This is a genomic window from Rheinheimera sp. (assembly GCF_965283995.1).
GTDB lineage: Bacteria > Pseudomonadota > Gammaproteobacteria > Enterobacterales > Alteromonadaceae > Pararheinheimera.
The window spans coordinates 911598-926702 of sequence record NZ_CBDIQG010000001.1 but is presented as its reverse complement, the minus strand read 5'-3'; the positions used below and the strand labels follow the sequence as shown (position 1 = coordinate 926702).

Genomic DNA, 15105 nt, shown 5'->3' with positions numbered 1-15105 from the left:
CCTTGCTCCGAATTCTGGAAGACCGCCACCGTCAGTTTTGGTTATTGCACAGCCTTGGTTGGCTGGGTTTTGCCTTGGTTGCGTTTCTCGGCTCATTATTTCAGGAGATGCGCGATGCGTATCTGCTGGTCGTAGCGCTGGATGCCTACGCTGGTTGGTTATTAACCATTCCGCTGCGTTACCTGTATCAGCGTATCCGCAGTTTTCATCCGGCGGCGCTGATTGGGTCCGTGTTACTTGCGTCGCTGGTGACAGCCGCCTGCTGGTCAGTGATTAAAAATTTCAATTACTGGGAAATATACCGGCATGGCTTTCGGCCAAAAGATTGGCTGCAATATCTGGAACAAACGCCGGTCAGTTTTTATGTGATGCTGAGCTGGAGCGGCTTATATTTTGGTGTGCGTTATTATCAAAGTCTGCAGCAGGAAAAGCAAAAGCTGCTGACCGCGTCGAATAAGGCGCACGAAGCGCAGTTAAAAATGCTGCGTTATCAGCTCAATCCCCATTTTCTGTTTAATACACTCAATGCAATATCGACATTGGTCATGCTCGGTGAGGCTGATACCGCCAATAAAATGCTCAGTCGTTTGAGTGACTTCCTGCGTTACTCGTTATACAAAGACCCGATCAAAAAAGTGCCGTTGCAACAAGAGTTACACGCAGCATCTTTGTATCTGGAAATCGAAAAAGTCCGGTTTTCTGAACGGCTGACGATTGAATATGATATCGCCGATAACACTGAACAAGCATTGGTCCCCAGCCTGATTTTGCAGCCTCTGGTTGAAAATGCCATTAAATATGCGGTAGCCAGACAGGCTGCCGGTGGTCTGGTCGCGATTAAAGCCCGTAAGTTCGGTCATGATTTATTGATTGAGGTGGCGGATAACGGCCCGGGGATGCCAATTGATGCCGGTCTGCCGAAAGAAAATAGCGGTCTTGGCCTGGTGAATACCCGTGAGCGGCTGGCCGCATTGTACGACAAGAATTTTTCGCTGGTGCTGACGCATAATCAGCCGCAAGGCGTCAAAGTGAACATCCGGATCCCGTTTGAGGTGGAAGAAACTGATGAAGAACATTCTGAGAGTCATCGTCGTTGACGATGAGCCGCTGGCGCGTAAGGGCATGTTATTGCGGCTTGCAGCATTTAAAGAATTAGAAGTGGTCGCTGAATGTAGCAATGGTGAAGAAGCGATTGCTGCGGTGCTGACCCACAAGCCAGATGTACTATTTCTCGATGTCGAGATGCCGGTGCTGGACGGTTTTGCCGTGTTAAAACATCTGCAAAGTGAGATGACGCACCTGCCATACGTGATTTTTGTCACTGCTTTTGATCATTACGCGCTGAGCGCATTTAATGTCAGTGCCGTTGATTATGTGCTAAAGCCGGTGGAAGCAGAACGTTTGCAGGCGGCGGTGGAAAAATTGCTACGTGCCTACGAAGCCAGAGATGATCACAAACACAAAGGCCAATTGGCGGAAGTGGTGGCTAAACTGACCGGCGAAGATACTGCACAAATTCTCGGCCGGCTTGATAATGAACAACCGGTGATGAATGACAAATTCCCGGAAGCGATCAGTATCAAAGACTCCGGCGAAATCACCCGGGTGCTGGTTGCCAGCATTGATTGGGTCGATGCTGCCGGTGATTACATGTGTATCCACACCAATGATGGTCAAACCCACATTCTGCGCCGGACGATGAAAGAGTTGGAACAGGAATTAGATCCACGCTTGTTTGTGCGCGTGCATCGTTCGGCTATTGTGAACGTTGCGACTATTGCCAAACTGCAAATGTTGGCGAACGGCGAGCATCAGCTGATGCTGACCAACGGTCAGTCGGTGAAAGTCAGCCGTAGTTACAAAGACCGCGTCAAAACGGTGTTTGGCAGTTAAGTAATCGCAAGAAAATCCAACAAGATAACGGCGTCCGATGGGGCGCCGTTTTTTATTTTCGTTAGGTAATCAGCGTCTGCTACGTCGCTTTATGTTGCTGTAACACGCGGTCTTGCCATGCCAACAGAAATGGATCAGCTTTTTTATGCTGTGCACCGGTTAAGGACAAAGGAAACAACACGGCCTGACCAGCTTGTTCGCCGGCCATCATCAAATGGGCATGTCCCGCCATCAGCTGTTCAACGGCATAGGCCCCCAATTTAGTTGCCAGGATCCGATCTGATCCGACCGGGCTGCCGCCACGCTGCAAATGGCCCAGCACTACAGCGCGGCACTCAGTACCACTTTGTTCCGATAATTCTTGCGCAAGGGCCGCCGCACCGGCCGGATACATGGTTTCAGCCAACACAATGATGTAGCTGCAGGCGCCATGTTGTTTCTGGTAGCTGCGAATATCCGCGGCAATATCTGCGACATCGACGGTCTCGCCATATTCCGGACAAATAATCTGCTCGGCACTACCGGCGATACCGGCTGATAACGCCAGGTAACCGGTATGACGACCCATCACTTCAATCAGGAAAGTCCGTTCAAACGCATCCGCGGTATCACGGATTTTATCGATAGCGTCGAGCGCAGTCTGTAATGCAGTAGCAAATCCTATGGTGAGGTCGGTACCATCCAGATCATTGTCGATGGTGCCTGGTAAACCGACAATCTGGCCCCGGTAGTGATGCGACAGCGCCATGCAACCGCGAAACGAACCATCTCCACCAATCACCAGTAATGCATCGATGCCAAGCTCATGCAGGATTTGCGCGGCAAGTTCGGCACCACCGGGCTGTGGTAGCGCTTTGCAGCGCGCACTTTTTAATATGGTTCCGCCGAGGTGACTAATCTGTCGCACATCTGTGCTTTGCAGTACCTGAAAGTCGCGCTGGAAGATACCATTAAAACCATGGCGAAAACCGATGACTTCAAGTCCGTACTGACTGGCCGTCAATACCACAGCGCGGATCGCAGTGTTCATGCCGGGCGCGTCGCCGCCAGAAGTTAACACACCTATCCTTTGCATCATGCTCATCACTCCGTTACTGAGTTTAAATATGGATGCTACCGAGCTTAAACCAGCTTGTATCGCCCTGTCTTGATATACCGCAAATACAGGCCAATCGACGGAAAAACAAGGTCACAGTGATGGATAACAGGCGACAACGCCGGCGAAAACAACGACAATAGCGCGCTTTTTTCAGGTCAAAGGGTAGGGTATGCATCAGGCGTCTGGCCGCAGTTTGTACGGATTTATGTTAGCGCTGGTTACAGCAGTTTTGTGGGGCATGTTGCCGATAGCACTGAAGCATCTATTGGTCGATTTAACCGCCAATACTATCACCTGGATCCGTTTTTTAGTCGCGGCTTTGTTTGTCAGTGTGGTTCTTTGGCAACAAAAAGCATTACCAACCGTGCGTGGATTCAGCCGCAAAGCGAGCATCTTGTTGACGATCGCCATCGGCGGTTTGTTGTCGAATTACATCTTATATCTGATGGGACTGCACCTGTTAACCGCAGAGACCGCTCAGGTTGTGATCCAGCTGGCTCCTTTTCTGATGATGATGGGTGGGATATTCATCTTCCGCGAACAGTTATTGCTGTGGCAAAAAATCGGTGCCACTTTGTTGCTGATTGGTTTGTTGCTGTTTTTCAACGAAAGATTAGTGCTGTTACTGACCCAATTTGGTCAGGATAGTCTGGGTGTGTTGCTAGTTATTATTGCTGCAGTAACCTGGGCTTGTTATGCGCTGGCGCAGAAACAGCTGTTGATGAGCTTCAACTCGCAGCAAATTATGTGGTTTATCTATCTTGCCGGTGCCTTGTGCTTTTTCCCGGTCGCAGACCTGACTCCAATCCTCCATCTGACAGGTTTACAGTGGGGTTTGCTGGCGTTTTGTTGTTTAAATACAATTATTGCCTATGGCGCATTCGCCGAAGCACTGGAACACTGGGAAGCATCAAAAGTCAGTGCGGTGCTGGCGATCACGCCACTATTGACCATTTTGTTTGCCAATATGGTGAGCTGGCTGTTTCCGGATGCAGCACCAGCCCAAGCGCTGAATATCTGGTCGGTCGCTGGTGCCTTATTGGTGGTCGCCGGTTCTGCGATCACTGCGTTATCGCCACTGTTAAAACAACATCTTGCTGACCGGGCTTAGTCGCAAATAACTTGCTACCCTTTGTCGCTGTGCTGTGACCATGCTGCTGAAGCATAAAAAAAACCGCCATCGGCGGTTTTTTTATGCAGTGCGACTGACTTATTTGACTGTCACAATCTTACAGGTGTTTGAAGCACCGACAGTTTCCATCACATCGCCGTGCGTCAGGATCACCAGATCACCGCTTTGCAGACCGGCTGCTTTTTTCACCGCAGCAACGGCTTCATCGGCAATATGGTCGTTGCTGATACCATGGCTGTCAAACGCCACTGGATACACACCGCGATATAACGCCATCTTGTTCAATGTTTTCACATGACGCGACAGGGCATAAATCGGGTGAGACGAGGTGATACGGGACATCAGTTTGGCGGTATAACCCGATTCGGTCAGGGCGATAATCGCTTTGATGCCGGCCAGGTGATTCGCTGCGTACATCGCAGACAATGCAATCGTTTCGCTGATCTCAGTGAAAGTCACATCCATCCGGTGTTTTGACGACAACACTTTTGGATGCTTTTCGGCGCCGTCACACACCCGGCCCATCGCTTTGACGGTTTCGGTCGGATATTTGCCGGCGGCCGTTTCTGCAGACAGCATCACGGCATCTGTGCCATCGAGCACTGCGTTCGCGACGTCCATCACTTCAGCGCGGGTTGGCATTGGGCTTTCGATCATGCTTTCCATCATTTGCGTCGCCGTGATCACCACACGGTTCAGCTGACGGGAGCGGGCGATAATACGTTTTTGCTGACCGACCAGCTCGGCGTCACCGATCTCAACACCTAAGTCACCACGGGCGACCATCACAGCATCTGAAGCCCGGATAATATCATCCAGCGTTTCATCATCAGCAACGGCTTCTGCGCGCTCAACTTTCGATACGATCAGCGCTTCAGAACCAGCAGCACGGGCCAGCTGACGCGCCAGACGCAGGTCATCACCGGTACGCGGGAAGGAGACCGCCAGATAATCCACGTCGATATCCGCCGCTAACGCGATATCGTTTTTATCTTTATCAGTCAGTGCCGGAGCAGACAAACCACCCCCCTGACGGTTGATGCCTTTATTGTTGCTGAGTTTGCCGCCGACAGTGACTTTGGTCACGATGCGGCTGCCTTCAACATGCGAGACCACTAGTTGGATCCGGCCATCATCTAACAGCAATAAATCGCCCGGGAAAACATCGCCCGGCAACTCTTTGTAATCAATACCAACTTGAGTCTCGTCGCCCATACCTTTACCAAGGGCAGCGTCGAGCACATAGTCCTGACCTTCGGACAGTTCTACGCTGGAATTTTTGAAAGTAGAAACCCGGATTTTCGGGCCTTGCAGATCACCTAAGATAGCGACATGTGCACCACATGCGGCTGCGGCAGCGCGGACCATCGCTGCACGTTGAATGTGGTCGTCGGCACTGCCGTGGGAAAAGTTAAAACGAAATACTGAAGCACCAGCCTGGATCAGTTTCTCAATGGCGGCTTGTGTATTCGTAGCGGGACCCAGAGTGGCGACTATTTTGGTTCTTCTTGGCATTGGCAACTCCTGCCTGTTGATTGGCAAAAACCGGGCGGATGCCCGGTTCGAACTGGATTAGTTTAATGTAATTAAATTACAGAATATAGCGAGCATCTGAAAAAAAACTACAATTTTAGCCGTTCAACTGCTCCGATCAGCTGTGAAAATCCTTTTTATCGAAGCGTGAGCCACGCAAACTGTCTTTTACTTTCTTCAGATTTTCACGGAATTTAGTGCCGCGACGCAGCGTAAAACCGGTGGCAAGAATATCAATCAGCACTAACTGCGCAACGCGTGACGCCATCGGCATATACATATCAGTATCTTCCGGCACATCCAGTGATAACACCAGCGTGCATTCTTTCGCCAATGGGCTGTCATAGGCGGTAATACCAATCACTGTTGCATCGTTTTCGCGGGCAATAGTGGCGATATCACAGAGGTTTTTTGTGCGGCCAGTGTGAGAAATACAGACCACTACATCGCCTTCAGCACTATTAATAGCGCTCATCCGTTGCATGACGATGTCATCAAAACAAACAACCGGCACGTTAAAGCGGAAAAACTTGTTTTGTGCATCATGCGCCACAGACGCCGAAGCGCCCAGGCCAAAAAACGAAATCTTTTTTGCCTGAGTCAGTACATCAACCGCGCGGTTAATCGTTGGAATATCAACATTTTGCCGAGCGGCATCCAATGCAGCCATCGTTGATTCGAATATCTTGGCGGTATAAGCTTCCGGGCCGTCGTCTTCTTCAACGTGGCGGTTTACATAAGGCGTGCCATTTGCCAGACTTTGCGCCAGGTGCAGCTTAAAATCCGGAAAGCCTTTAGTATCGAGGCGACGACAAAAGCGGTTCACAGTCGGTTCTGACACATCAGCCATTTTCGCCAGCGCAGCAATACTGCTGTGAATGGTCGTTTGCGGGTTGGCCAGGATCACATCTGCCACTTTTCGCTCTGACTTACTAAAGCTGTTGACACTGTTGACGATTTTTTCCAGCACATTCATCCGCGGTTACCTGCTTGTTATGAGACCTGCGGGGGCAGGTTTATGTAATATTATTTGTAGTCTGACAAGGACGGCTACATCAAAAGTGATAAATTTACCACACTATTGATGATAGTTGTCAAAGACTGCGTGCAGCCATCGGCTCGTCAATTTCTTTAGTTAATGTGTAATTTAATTACATCTTATTAGGTTTACAAGCGCTTTTCAGTCGGCTAGTATGCGGCTAAGTGTTGTAAAATTACATCTATTCAAGGGTCATTTGCATGACAGCAACAGCACAATCAAACAAAGCCTGTGATTTAATTCTGTTTGGCACCAAAGGCGATCTCGCGCGCCGCAAACTGCTCCCTGCCTTATACCAACTGGAACGTGCAGCCTTGCTGCATGCCGATTCGCGCATTATTGGCGTGGCACGGGACGCATTGACGCAGGCCGACTATGTCGAGCTTGTTGAAACCAACTTACACAAATTCATTAAAGAGCCAATCGATGCCGACGTCTGGCAACGACTGAAAGGCAAACTGTTATATGTACAGGTTGACCTGACCAAAGAAGCGGATTATCTGCAGTTAAAAGACGTGACCAATCCAGCGAAACGCATTCCGGTCAGTTATTTCGCCACAGCGCCGTCGTTGTTTGGCAATATCTGTAAAGGACTGGACGCGGCTGGTTTGTCAGCAGAACCATCACGTGTGGTGCTGGAAAAACCAATTGGTCATTGCCTGGAATCGTCCAAAGTCATCAACGACGAAGTCGCACGTTATTTTAAAGAATCGCAGATTTACCGCATTGACCACTATTTAGGTAAAGAAACAGTACTGAACCTATTAGCGCTGCGTTTTGCCAATGCGATTTTCGCTTCGAACTGGGATCACAACGCGATTGACCACGTGCAAATCTCCGTCGCCGAAGAAGTCGGTGTCGAAGGGCGCTGGGGTTATTACGATGATGCCGGTCAAATGCGCGACATGGTGCAAAACCACTTATTACAGGTGTTGTCGCTGATCGCGATGGAACCGCCGGCGCGCCTTGATGCAGACAGCATCCGTGACGAGAAGTTAAAAGTATTAAAGGCACTGCGGCCGATTAACCTGCAAAACGTGCAGGAAAAGACCGTGCGCGGTCAATACGCCAGCGGTTTTGTTGCTGGCAAAGCCGTACCAGGTTATCTGGAAGAAGAAGACGCCCGGCCGAACAGCAAAACCGAAACTTTTGTCGCGATCAAAATTGATATCGATAACTGGCGCTGGGCCGGCGTGCCGTTTTATTTGCGCACTGGTAAACGCATGCCAAATAAAGTCAGCGAAGTGGTGATTTGCTTTAAGCCACAACCACACAATATTTTCCACGAAACTTATAAACAGTTGCCTGCAAACAAGCTGATCATCCGCTTACAGCCAGACGAAGGCGTTGAGATCCAGATCATGAACAAGATCCCGGGACTTGGCGAAACGATGCAGTTGCAGCAAAGCAAACTGGATTTAAGTTTTGACGAAACCTTCCAATCCCAACGCATTGCGGATGCTTACGAACGTTTGTTGTTAGAAGCGATGTTAGGCAACCAATATTTGTTCGTTCGTCGCGACGAAGTCGAACAGGCCTGGACCTGGGTTGACGGTATTCTGGATGCATGGCGTATCAACAACGAGCCGCCAAAAGCTTATCAGGCTGGTACCTGGGGCCCAGTCGCCGCCATTTCACTGCTGGCGCGTGACGATCGGAACTGGGATGAATAACATGCAATTGCAGCAATTTCCGGATTCACAAACGCTTAATGCCGCTTTTGCCGAGCAAATTAGTGCTCAGTTACAAGATGCGATCACCGCGCGCGGTGAAGCTGTGCTCGTCGTCTCCGGCGGCCGCACACCGTTGCCATTGTTCCAAACTTTAGCCAACACCGATCTGGACTGGTCTAAAGTCACCATCACGCTGGCTGACGACCGGTATTTGCCAGATGATGCGCCCGACAGCAATGAGCGGCTGGTCAAGTCTGCGTTATTACAGCACAAAGCCGCAGCAGCGCGTTTTGTCAGTCTATATGCCAAAGCGGACAACGCCGAAGCTGCTGTACCTGAGCTGCTGAGCCGGATTCATGGTTTGCCACGTTTTGACGTCGTCATCCTCGGGATGGGCGAAGACGGACATACCGCATCATTGTTCCCATGTAGCAAAGAATTGGCAGCAGGCCTTGCTGACGATGCAGCTGACTTGTTGGCGACGAATCCAACAACAGCGCCTTATCAGCGCATCAGTTTCAGTAAAAAACGCCTCGCGGCAGGGCGGGCCATTTATCTGCATCTAGTTGGCAGTAAAAAATTGCAGGTGCTCGAGCAGGCGGCTGCCGGCACTGATGTGGCAGCGATGCCAATCCGAGCTTTTATTCAACTGACAACTCCTGAGTTATCAGTTATGTACGCAGATCAATAGAGGTTTATATGCACCCGGTCATACTACAGGTTACAGAACGGATTTTGGCTCGCAGCGAAAAAAGTCGCGCCATTTATCTGCAACGGATGGAAAAAGCCCGGCGCAAAGGCCCGCATCGCGGTGCTCTGGCATGTGGCAATCTGGCGCACGGTTTTGCTGCGTGCACGGCGCAGGAAAAAACTGACCTGCGTAGTCTGACCAAAGCCAACATCGGCATTATCTCCAGCTACAACGATATGTTGTCGGCGCATCAGCCGTACGAGACTTATCCGGCCATGATTAAACAGGCCTGTGCTGAAGTAGGCAGCGTGGCACAATTCGCTGGTGGTGTACCGGCGATGTGTGACGGTGTCACACAGGGCCAACCTGGTATGGAACTGAGTCTGCTCAGCCGCGATATTATCGCGATGTCTGCCGCAGTTGGTCTGTCTCACAACATGTTTGACGGCGCCATGATGCTCGGGATCTGTGACAAGATCGTGCCGGGTTTACTGATGGCAGCGTTGAGTTTCGGCCATCTGCCATTTGTTTTTGTTCCGGCAGGTCCAATGCCTTCCGGTATACCGAACAAAGAAAAAGCCCGCGTGCGTCAGCTGTATGCTGAAGGCAAAGTTGGCAAAGAAGAGCTACTCGATTCTGAAGCCAAGTCTTATCACGCGGCCGGCACCTGTACCTTTTATGGCACAGCGAATTCGAATCAGCTGGTAGTTGAAATGATGGGCCTGCATTTGCCTGGATCATCTTTTGTCAATCCGGGCACTGAATTACGCGACGCACTGACCAAAGCCGCCGCGCGGCAGGTTACCCGTCTGACCGATTTAGGTGCGAACTACACGCCAATCGGCCAAATCGTTGATGTCAAAGCGGTGGTGAACGGTATCGTTGGCTTGCTGGCAACCGGCGGTTCGACCAACCACACTATGCACTTAGTGGCAGTGGCACGCAGTGCTGGCTTTATCGTCAATTGGGACGATTTCGAAGATTTATCCAAAGCGACGCCATTGCTGGCCAAAATCTATCCGAACGGCGAAGCAGACGTGAACCACTTCCATCAGGCTGGTGGTATGTCGGTACTGATCCGTGAACTGTTAGATGCTGGTTTAGTGCATGAAGACGTTCACACTGTGGCGGGTTATGGCCTGCGTCGTTACACCCAGGTGCCAGCGCTGCAAGACGGTGAACTGGTGTGGGTCGATGGCCCGGCTAAATCACTGGATGACAAAGTGATTGCTTCAGTTGCTGCACCTTTCAAAACGAGCGGCGGTGTACACGTGTTATCCGGCAATATTGGCCGTGGCGTGATTAAAACGTCATCGCTGCGTGCTGGCACTGACATCGTTGAGGCTCCAGCAGTTGTATTTAGTGATCAGCATGAGCTCGATGCTGCGTTCCAGGCTGGCAAGTTAGATAAAGACTGTGTGGTTGTAGTGCGTTTCCAAGGCCCGAAAGCCTGTGGCATGCCGGAGCTGCATAAATTGACGCCGCCACTTGGCGTGTTACAAGACCGTGGTTTTAAAGTGGCATTAGTCACCGACGGACGGATGTCTGGCGCTTCAGGCAAAGTTCCGGCAGCTATCCATGTCACACCTGAAGCTTTCGAAGGCGGTGCGATTGCGCGTATTCAAGATGGCGATCTGGTGCGTGTAAACGCGCAAACGGGTGAATTGCAAGTGCTGGTTGATGCCGCTGAGTTTAACGCCCGCCCACTGGCAACTTATGATTTGTCGGAAAGCCACTATGGTATGGGCCGCGAAATGTTTGGTGGTTTGCGCACAGTGCTGACGGGTGCTGAACAAGGGGCCTGCAGTCTGTTTACCACTGAGGAGCACCTCAATGGCTAATGCACAGATCCGCTTCGCAATCGTCGCGGATATTGGCGGCACCAACGCCCGGTTCAGCCGGGTGGATTTGGACACGCTAGTGCTAGATAAAGTTGTGGTGTATCCGTGCGCGGATTTTGCCACGCTGGCACTGGCGTTGCAGTATTACAGAGAACAGCAGGAACTGACCGACATCGTGCACGTTGCTGTTGCCATTGCCTGTCCGGTGACTGGCGATTACGTCAAAATGACCAATTTCCATTGGGAATTTTCCATCGCGAAAATTAAAGCCGAGCTGAGCCTCGCTGAATTTGTTGTGCTGAATGATTTCACTGCGGTGGCGATGTCATTGCCAGCTATTCGCGATGCAGAATTGGTGAAAACCGGGGCTGGTGATCGCGATCTGTCCAAGCCAATGGCGGTGCTTGGTGCAGGGACCGGTCTCGGTGTTGCCCATTTAATTCCAACTGTACAGGGTTATATCCCATTGCCGGGCGAGGGCGGTCACACCGACTGGACGGCGCAGAATGAGCAGGAATGGTTCATTCAGCGTTATCTGGCAGCGCATTATGGCCATGTGTCGCCGGAACGCTTGTTGTCCGGCCCTGGTCTGGAAAGTCTGTATCTTGCCTTGGCTGCTTATCAGCAACTGGATGTACCGGCTAAAACCGCTGCAGAGATTGGCCAACAGGCTCTGGATGGCAGCTGCGCGTTGAGCCAGGCCGTTGTTGCGCAGTTTTTTGCCTCGCTGGGTAGTCTGGCCGGCGATTTAGCGCTGACCTTAAGCACTTTTGGTGGTGTTTATGTCGCAGGCGGCATCACGCCTAAATTGCTGCCGTTGCTGGAACAAAGTGAGTTTCGCAGCAGATTCGAAGCCAAAGGACGCTTTGCCGCGTTCAACCGGCAAATCGCAACTTATATCGTCACTGCAGAGCAACCGGGTTTACTCGGCTGTGCAGTTTATTTAAAACAAAAATTGGCGGGCTGATTATGTCGTTTTCAAACTGGCAGTTACAACCAGACACCTTATTTGCACAGGGCCCAGTGGTTCCCGTGATCGTGATTAAAGATCTGGCGACCGCGGTGCCGATGGCGAAAGCCTTATTGGCCGGTGGTATCAAGGTGTTGGAAGTGACTTTGCGCACTCCGGTTGCACTGGAAGCCATTGCGTTGTTATCCAAAGAAGTGCCGGATGCCATTGTTGGCGCAGGTACTGTCACTACGGCAGATCAGCTGCAAAAAGTGGTGGAAGCGGGTGCGAAGTTTGCCATCAGCCCGGGTCTGACCCGTGAACTGCTGGTTGCCGGTAAAGAAGCACCTATTCCATTAATTCCGGGCATCGCATCGATTTCGGAACTGATGGAAGGGACAGGCTTAGGCTACACCCACTTCAAATTTTTCCCGGCGGAAGCGGCGGGTGGCGTGAAAACGCTGAAGTCTATCCACGGTCCGTTCTCTGATATCCGCTTCTGTCCAACCGGCGGTATCAACGAGAAGAATTTCCTTGAGTACCTGGCGCTACCCAACGTGCGCTGTGTTGGTGGTAGCTGGATTGTACCGGATGATGCCATCGTCGCCGGTGACTGGGACCGCATCACGCAACTTTGCAAAGACGCAGTGGCAAAAGCAAAAGGCTAACGCTGTGACTTTGCAGAAAAAAACCGGCTAGCGCCGGTTTTTTTGTTTAGCCCCGCAATGTGTTGCCCAGCGACGCCAGAGCGTCATCCAGTACTTGCCAAAGCTTGGGATCGGCACATTGAGTGATGTTGACCCGCATAAACTGATCGGCATCCGGCCATTGGCTGAAGTTCGGGCCAGGTGCCAGCACGACTTGTTTAGCGGCCGCGTAAGCTGTCAACGCTCGGCTACTGATCCCCGCAGGCAGACGTAACCACAATGCAAAACCAGCTTCGGGCAGATACCATGGCTGGATACCGCGCATAGCAAACTGAGCCACGACGTCGCGACGCAAGCCATCAAGGCGCTGCTGGAGCTGTTTAAGATGGCGGCGGTAGCTACCGCTGGTCAATACCTGATACACCACACGCTCGACAGTCGCAGGCGTCGAGGTGCTTGTGATGAGCTTCAAATCAGTCAGCGATGCGACCAGTGCCGGCGACGCTGCTATATAGCCAACGCGTAGGTCAGCCGAAATAGTTTTCGACAAGCTGCCCAGATAGATACCTTCCTGCAGACCGGTCAGACTGGCATAACGTAGCGCCGGTTGCGCTTCAAAATCTGCGTAAATATCATCTTCAATCAGCAATACCTGATGTTGTTTCAGCAAAGACAGTATCTGCACTGCTTTGGGTGGACTGACGCAAGTTCCAACCGGATTCGACAACACCGAATTGGTCAGATAGGCCCGCACCTTATGGTTGTCCAGCAAGGCGTTTAATATCTGCAGATCCGGACCGTCAGCAGTGCGGGGCAGATACAGCAGTTCCAGCTGATGCAGCCGCAACATCGCTTGGAAATTATAGAAGCCCGGATCGTCGACAATAATTCTATCACCGGGTTTGAGCAGTAGACGTAGCACCAAATCCAGCGCATGAGTGGCGCTGTGCGTGAGCAACAATTGCTGCGGTGCCAACTGGATGCGCAATTCCGCCAGCCGATTTACCAGATATTGTCGCAGCGGCAGATAACCCTGTGCCGGGCCATAGTCTGTCAACGCCTGTTCCTGCCTCGCGACTTCTTTCAGTGCGGTGCGGATCTCCTGCTGAGGCAGATAGTCCGGGGTCAGCCAACCAGCGGCCGGCTTCAGCCAATGCGGCTCACGTTGCAAGGTCTGGCGCATTAAAGCAACTTCATCGGCCAGCTCACTCGGACTGTTGTTCTCCTGTAGCTGCAGTGCCGGATGGCGTCGAGCGACAAATACACCACTGCCGGGCCGGCTTAGCACCAAACCTTCGGCATTCAGCCGCTCATAAACATCCGCTACGGTAAATTTACTTATGCCCAGATGCGACGCCAGCGCACGGACCGAGGGCAGGCGGGCGCCCGCCGGCCAGCTACCTTGCTGCACTTGCTGGCGTGACTGCTGCAACAGTTGTGTGGTTAAGCCATCTGCAGATGCTAAATCCAGCTGAAAATCTTTTAATGCTACTTGCATTGGTCACTCCCGGTACCAGTGCGGCTGTACCGGTCAGATAACCTGTACAGTATGAAATTATGAATAGCCACTGTCCTGAGTGTACAGGTGTTTTTGCGCTACTGTCAGGCACTGCAACACATTTTTTAATCACAGGAGTTTTTATGTCGGAGCAGGTTTTGCCCAGGACCACAGTTGTCACTAAACCGTCTTCAGTGCTGACAGAGGCCTATGCTTACGGTCTGGCTGGTGTGTTGATGTTTTCCGGCGGCATCGTTGCAACCCGGATGGCAGTGTTGGAATTGCCACCCGTCTTTGTTGGCGCGGGGCGTGCGGCTGTGGCCGGTCTGTTGAGCCTGTTATTGTTGTGGGCCATGCAACAAAAAGTCCCAGCCAGACGTTTTTGGCCTGGTCTTTTTATTGTCGCTTTTGGTGCAGCATTTGCTTTTCCGGTATTCACGGCGTTGGCCCTGCAATGGACAGATGCCGGTTATGCCACACTGGTCACGACGCTGATGCCGTTATTTACCGCGATATTTGGCGCCTGGTTTAGCCGGCAAGTCCCGCGGATCGGATTTTGGCTGTTTGCTTGTTGCGGTGCGGCGCTCGTGCTTGGTTACAGCCTGACGCATCATCAGGTCAGTGCACTGGCATTAGGTGACGGCCTGCTATTGCTGGCGTGCCTGTTCTGCGGCCTCGCTTATGCCAAAGGCGCCATGCTGGCCAAAGATCTGGGTAGCTGGCAGGTGATTTGCTGGGCGCTGGTACTGGCACTGCCGGTGCTGCTGCCCTGGACTTTATGGCAAATCCCGGCCATCGAGATCGGCACAGTATCAGTATCGGCCTGGCTGGGTTTTGCCTACTTGTCAGTCTTTTCGATGTTTCTTGGTTTTTTCGCCTGGTATCGCGGCTTGTCATTGGGCGGCGTGGCGCAAATCAGTCAGCTCCAGCAACTCAGTCCATTTCTTGGATTAGGCTGGGCGGCTTTGTGTCTCGGTGAACACATCAGCGGTGTGCAGCTGATTATCGCCGCACTGGTGATGATCTGTATCGTACTGGGTCGTCGCTTTGGTTAATCTTTGATGAACTGCAAAGTTTAGCCGTACGCCGGCATAGCAAAAACATGGAGCT

General features: G+C 51.7%; 13 protein-coding genes. 9 read left to right on the top strand and 4 right to left on the bottom strand.

Annotated elements, in window-relative coordinates; translation table 11 throughout:
• Positions 1 to 2: 2 nt before the first annotated feature.
• Entirely contained in the window at positions 3 to 1097 is a 1095-nt protein-coding gene (locus ACQ66Q_RS04290; protein ID WP_377242819.1) for a sensor histidine kinase, read from the top strand.
• Complete coding sequence (locus tag ACQ66Q_RS04285; RefSeq protein ID WP_430455662.1) at positions 1066 to 1893, top strand: LytR/AlgR family response regulator transcription factor; 828 nt, start codon at positions 1066 to 1068, stop codon at positions 1891 to 1893. Before ACQ66Q_RS04290 ends, ACQ66Q_RS04285 begins: the two co-directional genes overlap by 32 nt.
• A gap of 79 nt (positions 1894 to 1972) precedes the next feature.
• Here ACQ66Q_RS04285 and ACQ66Q_RS04280 read toward each other — a convergent pair whose 3' ends face one another.
• Positions 1973 to 2971 (bottom strand): ATP-dependent 6-phosphofructokinase, encoded by a 999-nt coding sequence (locus tag ACQ66Q_RS04280; RefSeq protein ID WP_430455661.1) that lies wholly within the window; start codon positions 2969 to 2971, stop codon positions 1973 to 1975.
• Between the two features lie 190 nt (positions 2972 to 3161).
• Here ACQ66Q_RS04280 and ACQ66Q_RS04275 point away from each other — a divergent pair, with 190 nt between their 5' ends.
• Positions 3162 to 4103 carry a DMT family transporter gene (locus tag ACQ66Q_RS04275; protein WP_430455660.1) on the top strand — a complete coding sequence of 314 codons (942 nt, stop codon included), beginning with the start codon at positions 3162 to 3164 and terminating at the stop codon, positions 4101 to 4103.
• A gap of 99 nt (positions 4104 to 4202) precedes the next feature.
• Here ACQ66Q_RS04275 and pyk read toward each other — a convergent pair whose 3' ends face one another.
• Both pyk and ACQ66Q_RS04265 read right to left on the bottom strand, forming a co-directional pair.
• A complete protein-coding gene (gene pyk / locus ACQ66Q_RS04270) occupies positions 4203 to 5639 on the bottom strand; it encodes a pyruvate kinase (protein ID WP_430455659.1) in 1437 nt (478 codons plus the stop codon).
• 136 nt (positions 5640 to 5775) lie between these two features.
• Complete coding sequence (locus ACQ66Q_RS04265; RefSeq protein WP_208931402.1) at positions 5776 to 6633, bottom strand: MurR/RpiR family transcriptional regulator; 858 nt, start codon at positions 6631 to 6633, stop codon at positions 5776 to 5778.
• Between the two features lie 263 nt (positions 6634 to 6896).
• Between ACQ66Q_RS04265 and zwf the strand changes: the two genes are divergently transcribed.
• From zwf to ACQ66Q_RS04240, 5 genes are read left to right on the top strand one after another with little or no spacing between them, the layout of a single operon-like run.
• On the top strand, positions 6897 to 8369 hold the full coding sequence (zwf, locus tag ACQ66Q_RS04260; protein WP_430455658.1) for a glucose-6-phosphate dehydrogenase: 1473 nt from the start codon (positions 6897 to 6899) through the stop codon (positions 8367 to 8369).
• On the top strand, positions 8362 to 9060 hold the full coding sequence (gene pgl, locus ACQ66Q_RS04255) for a 6-phosphogluconolactonase (protein ID WP_430455657.1): 699 nt from the start codon (positions 8362 to 8364) through the stop codon (positions 9058 to 9060). The genes zwf and pgl overlap by 8 nt, the downstream gene beginning before the upstream one ends.
• A gap of 8 nt (positions 9061 to 9068) precedes the next feature.
• Entirely contained in the window at positions 9069 to 10901 is a 1833-nt protein-coding gene (edd, locus tag ACQ66Q_RS04250; RefSeq protein ID WP_430455656.1) for a phosphogluconate dehydratase, read from the top strand.
• Entirely contained in the window at positions 10894 to 11868 is a 975-nt protein-coding gene (gene glk / locus ACQ66Q_RS04245; protein WP_430455655.1) for a glucokinase, read from the top strand. The genes edd and glk overlap by 8 nt, the downstream gene beginning before the upstream one ends.
• Positions 11869 to 11870: 2 nt before the next feature.
• The gene (locus tag ACQ66Q_RS04240) at positions 11871 to 12518 is read left to right on the top strand and encodes a bifunctional 4-hydroxy-2-oxoglutarate aldolase/2-dehydro-3-deoxy-phosphogluconate aldolase (RefSeq protein ID WP_377242801.1); all 648 of its coding nucleotides are present in this window, start codon (positions 11871 to 11873) and stop codon (positions 12516 to 12518) included.
• Positions 12519 to 12564: 46 nt separating this feature from the next.
• Here the strand turns inward: ACQ66Q_RS04240 and ACQ66Q_RS04235 are convergent, their stop codons facing one another.
• Positions 12565 to 13995: a PLP-dependent aminotransferase family protein gene (locus ACQ66Q_RS04235; protein WP_430455654.1), complete on the bottom strand. Its 1431-nt coding sequence runs from the start codon at positions 13993 to 13995 to the stop codon at positions 12565 to 12567.
• A gap of 143 nt (positions 13996 to 14138) precedes the next feature.
• Here ACQ66Q_RS04235 and ACQ66Q_RS04230 point away from each other — a divergent pair, with 143 nt between their 5' ends.
• A complete protein-coding gene (locus tag ACQ66Q_RS04230) occupies positions 14139 to 15050 on the top strand; it encodes a DMT family transporter (RefSeq protein WP_430455653.1) in 912 nt (303 codons plus the stop codon).
• Positions 15051 to 15105 lie beyond the last annotated feature (55 nt).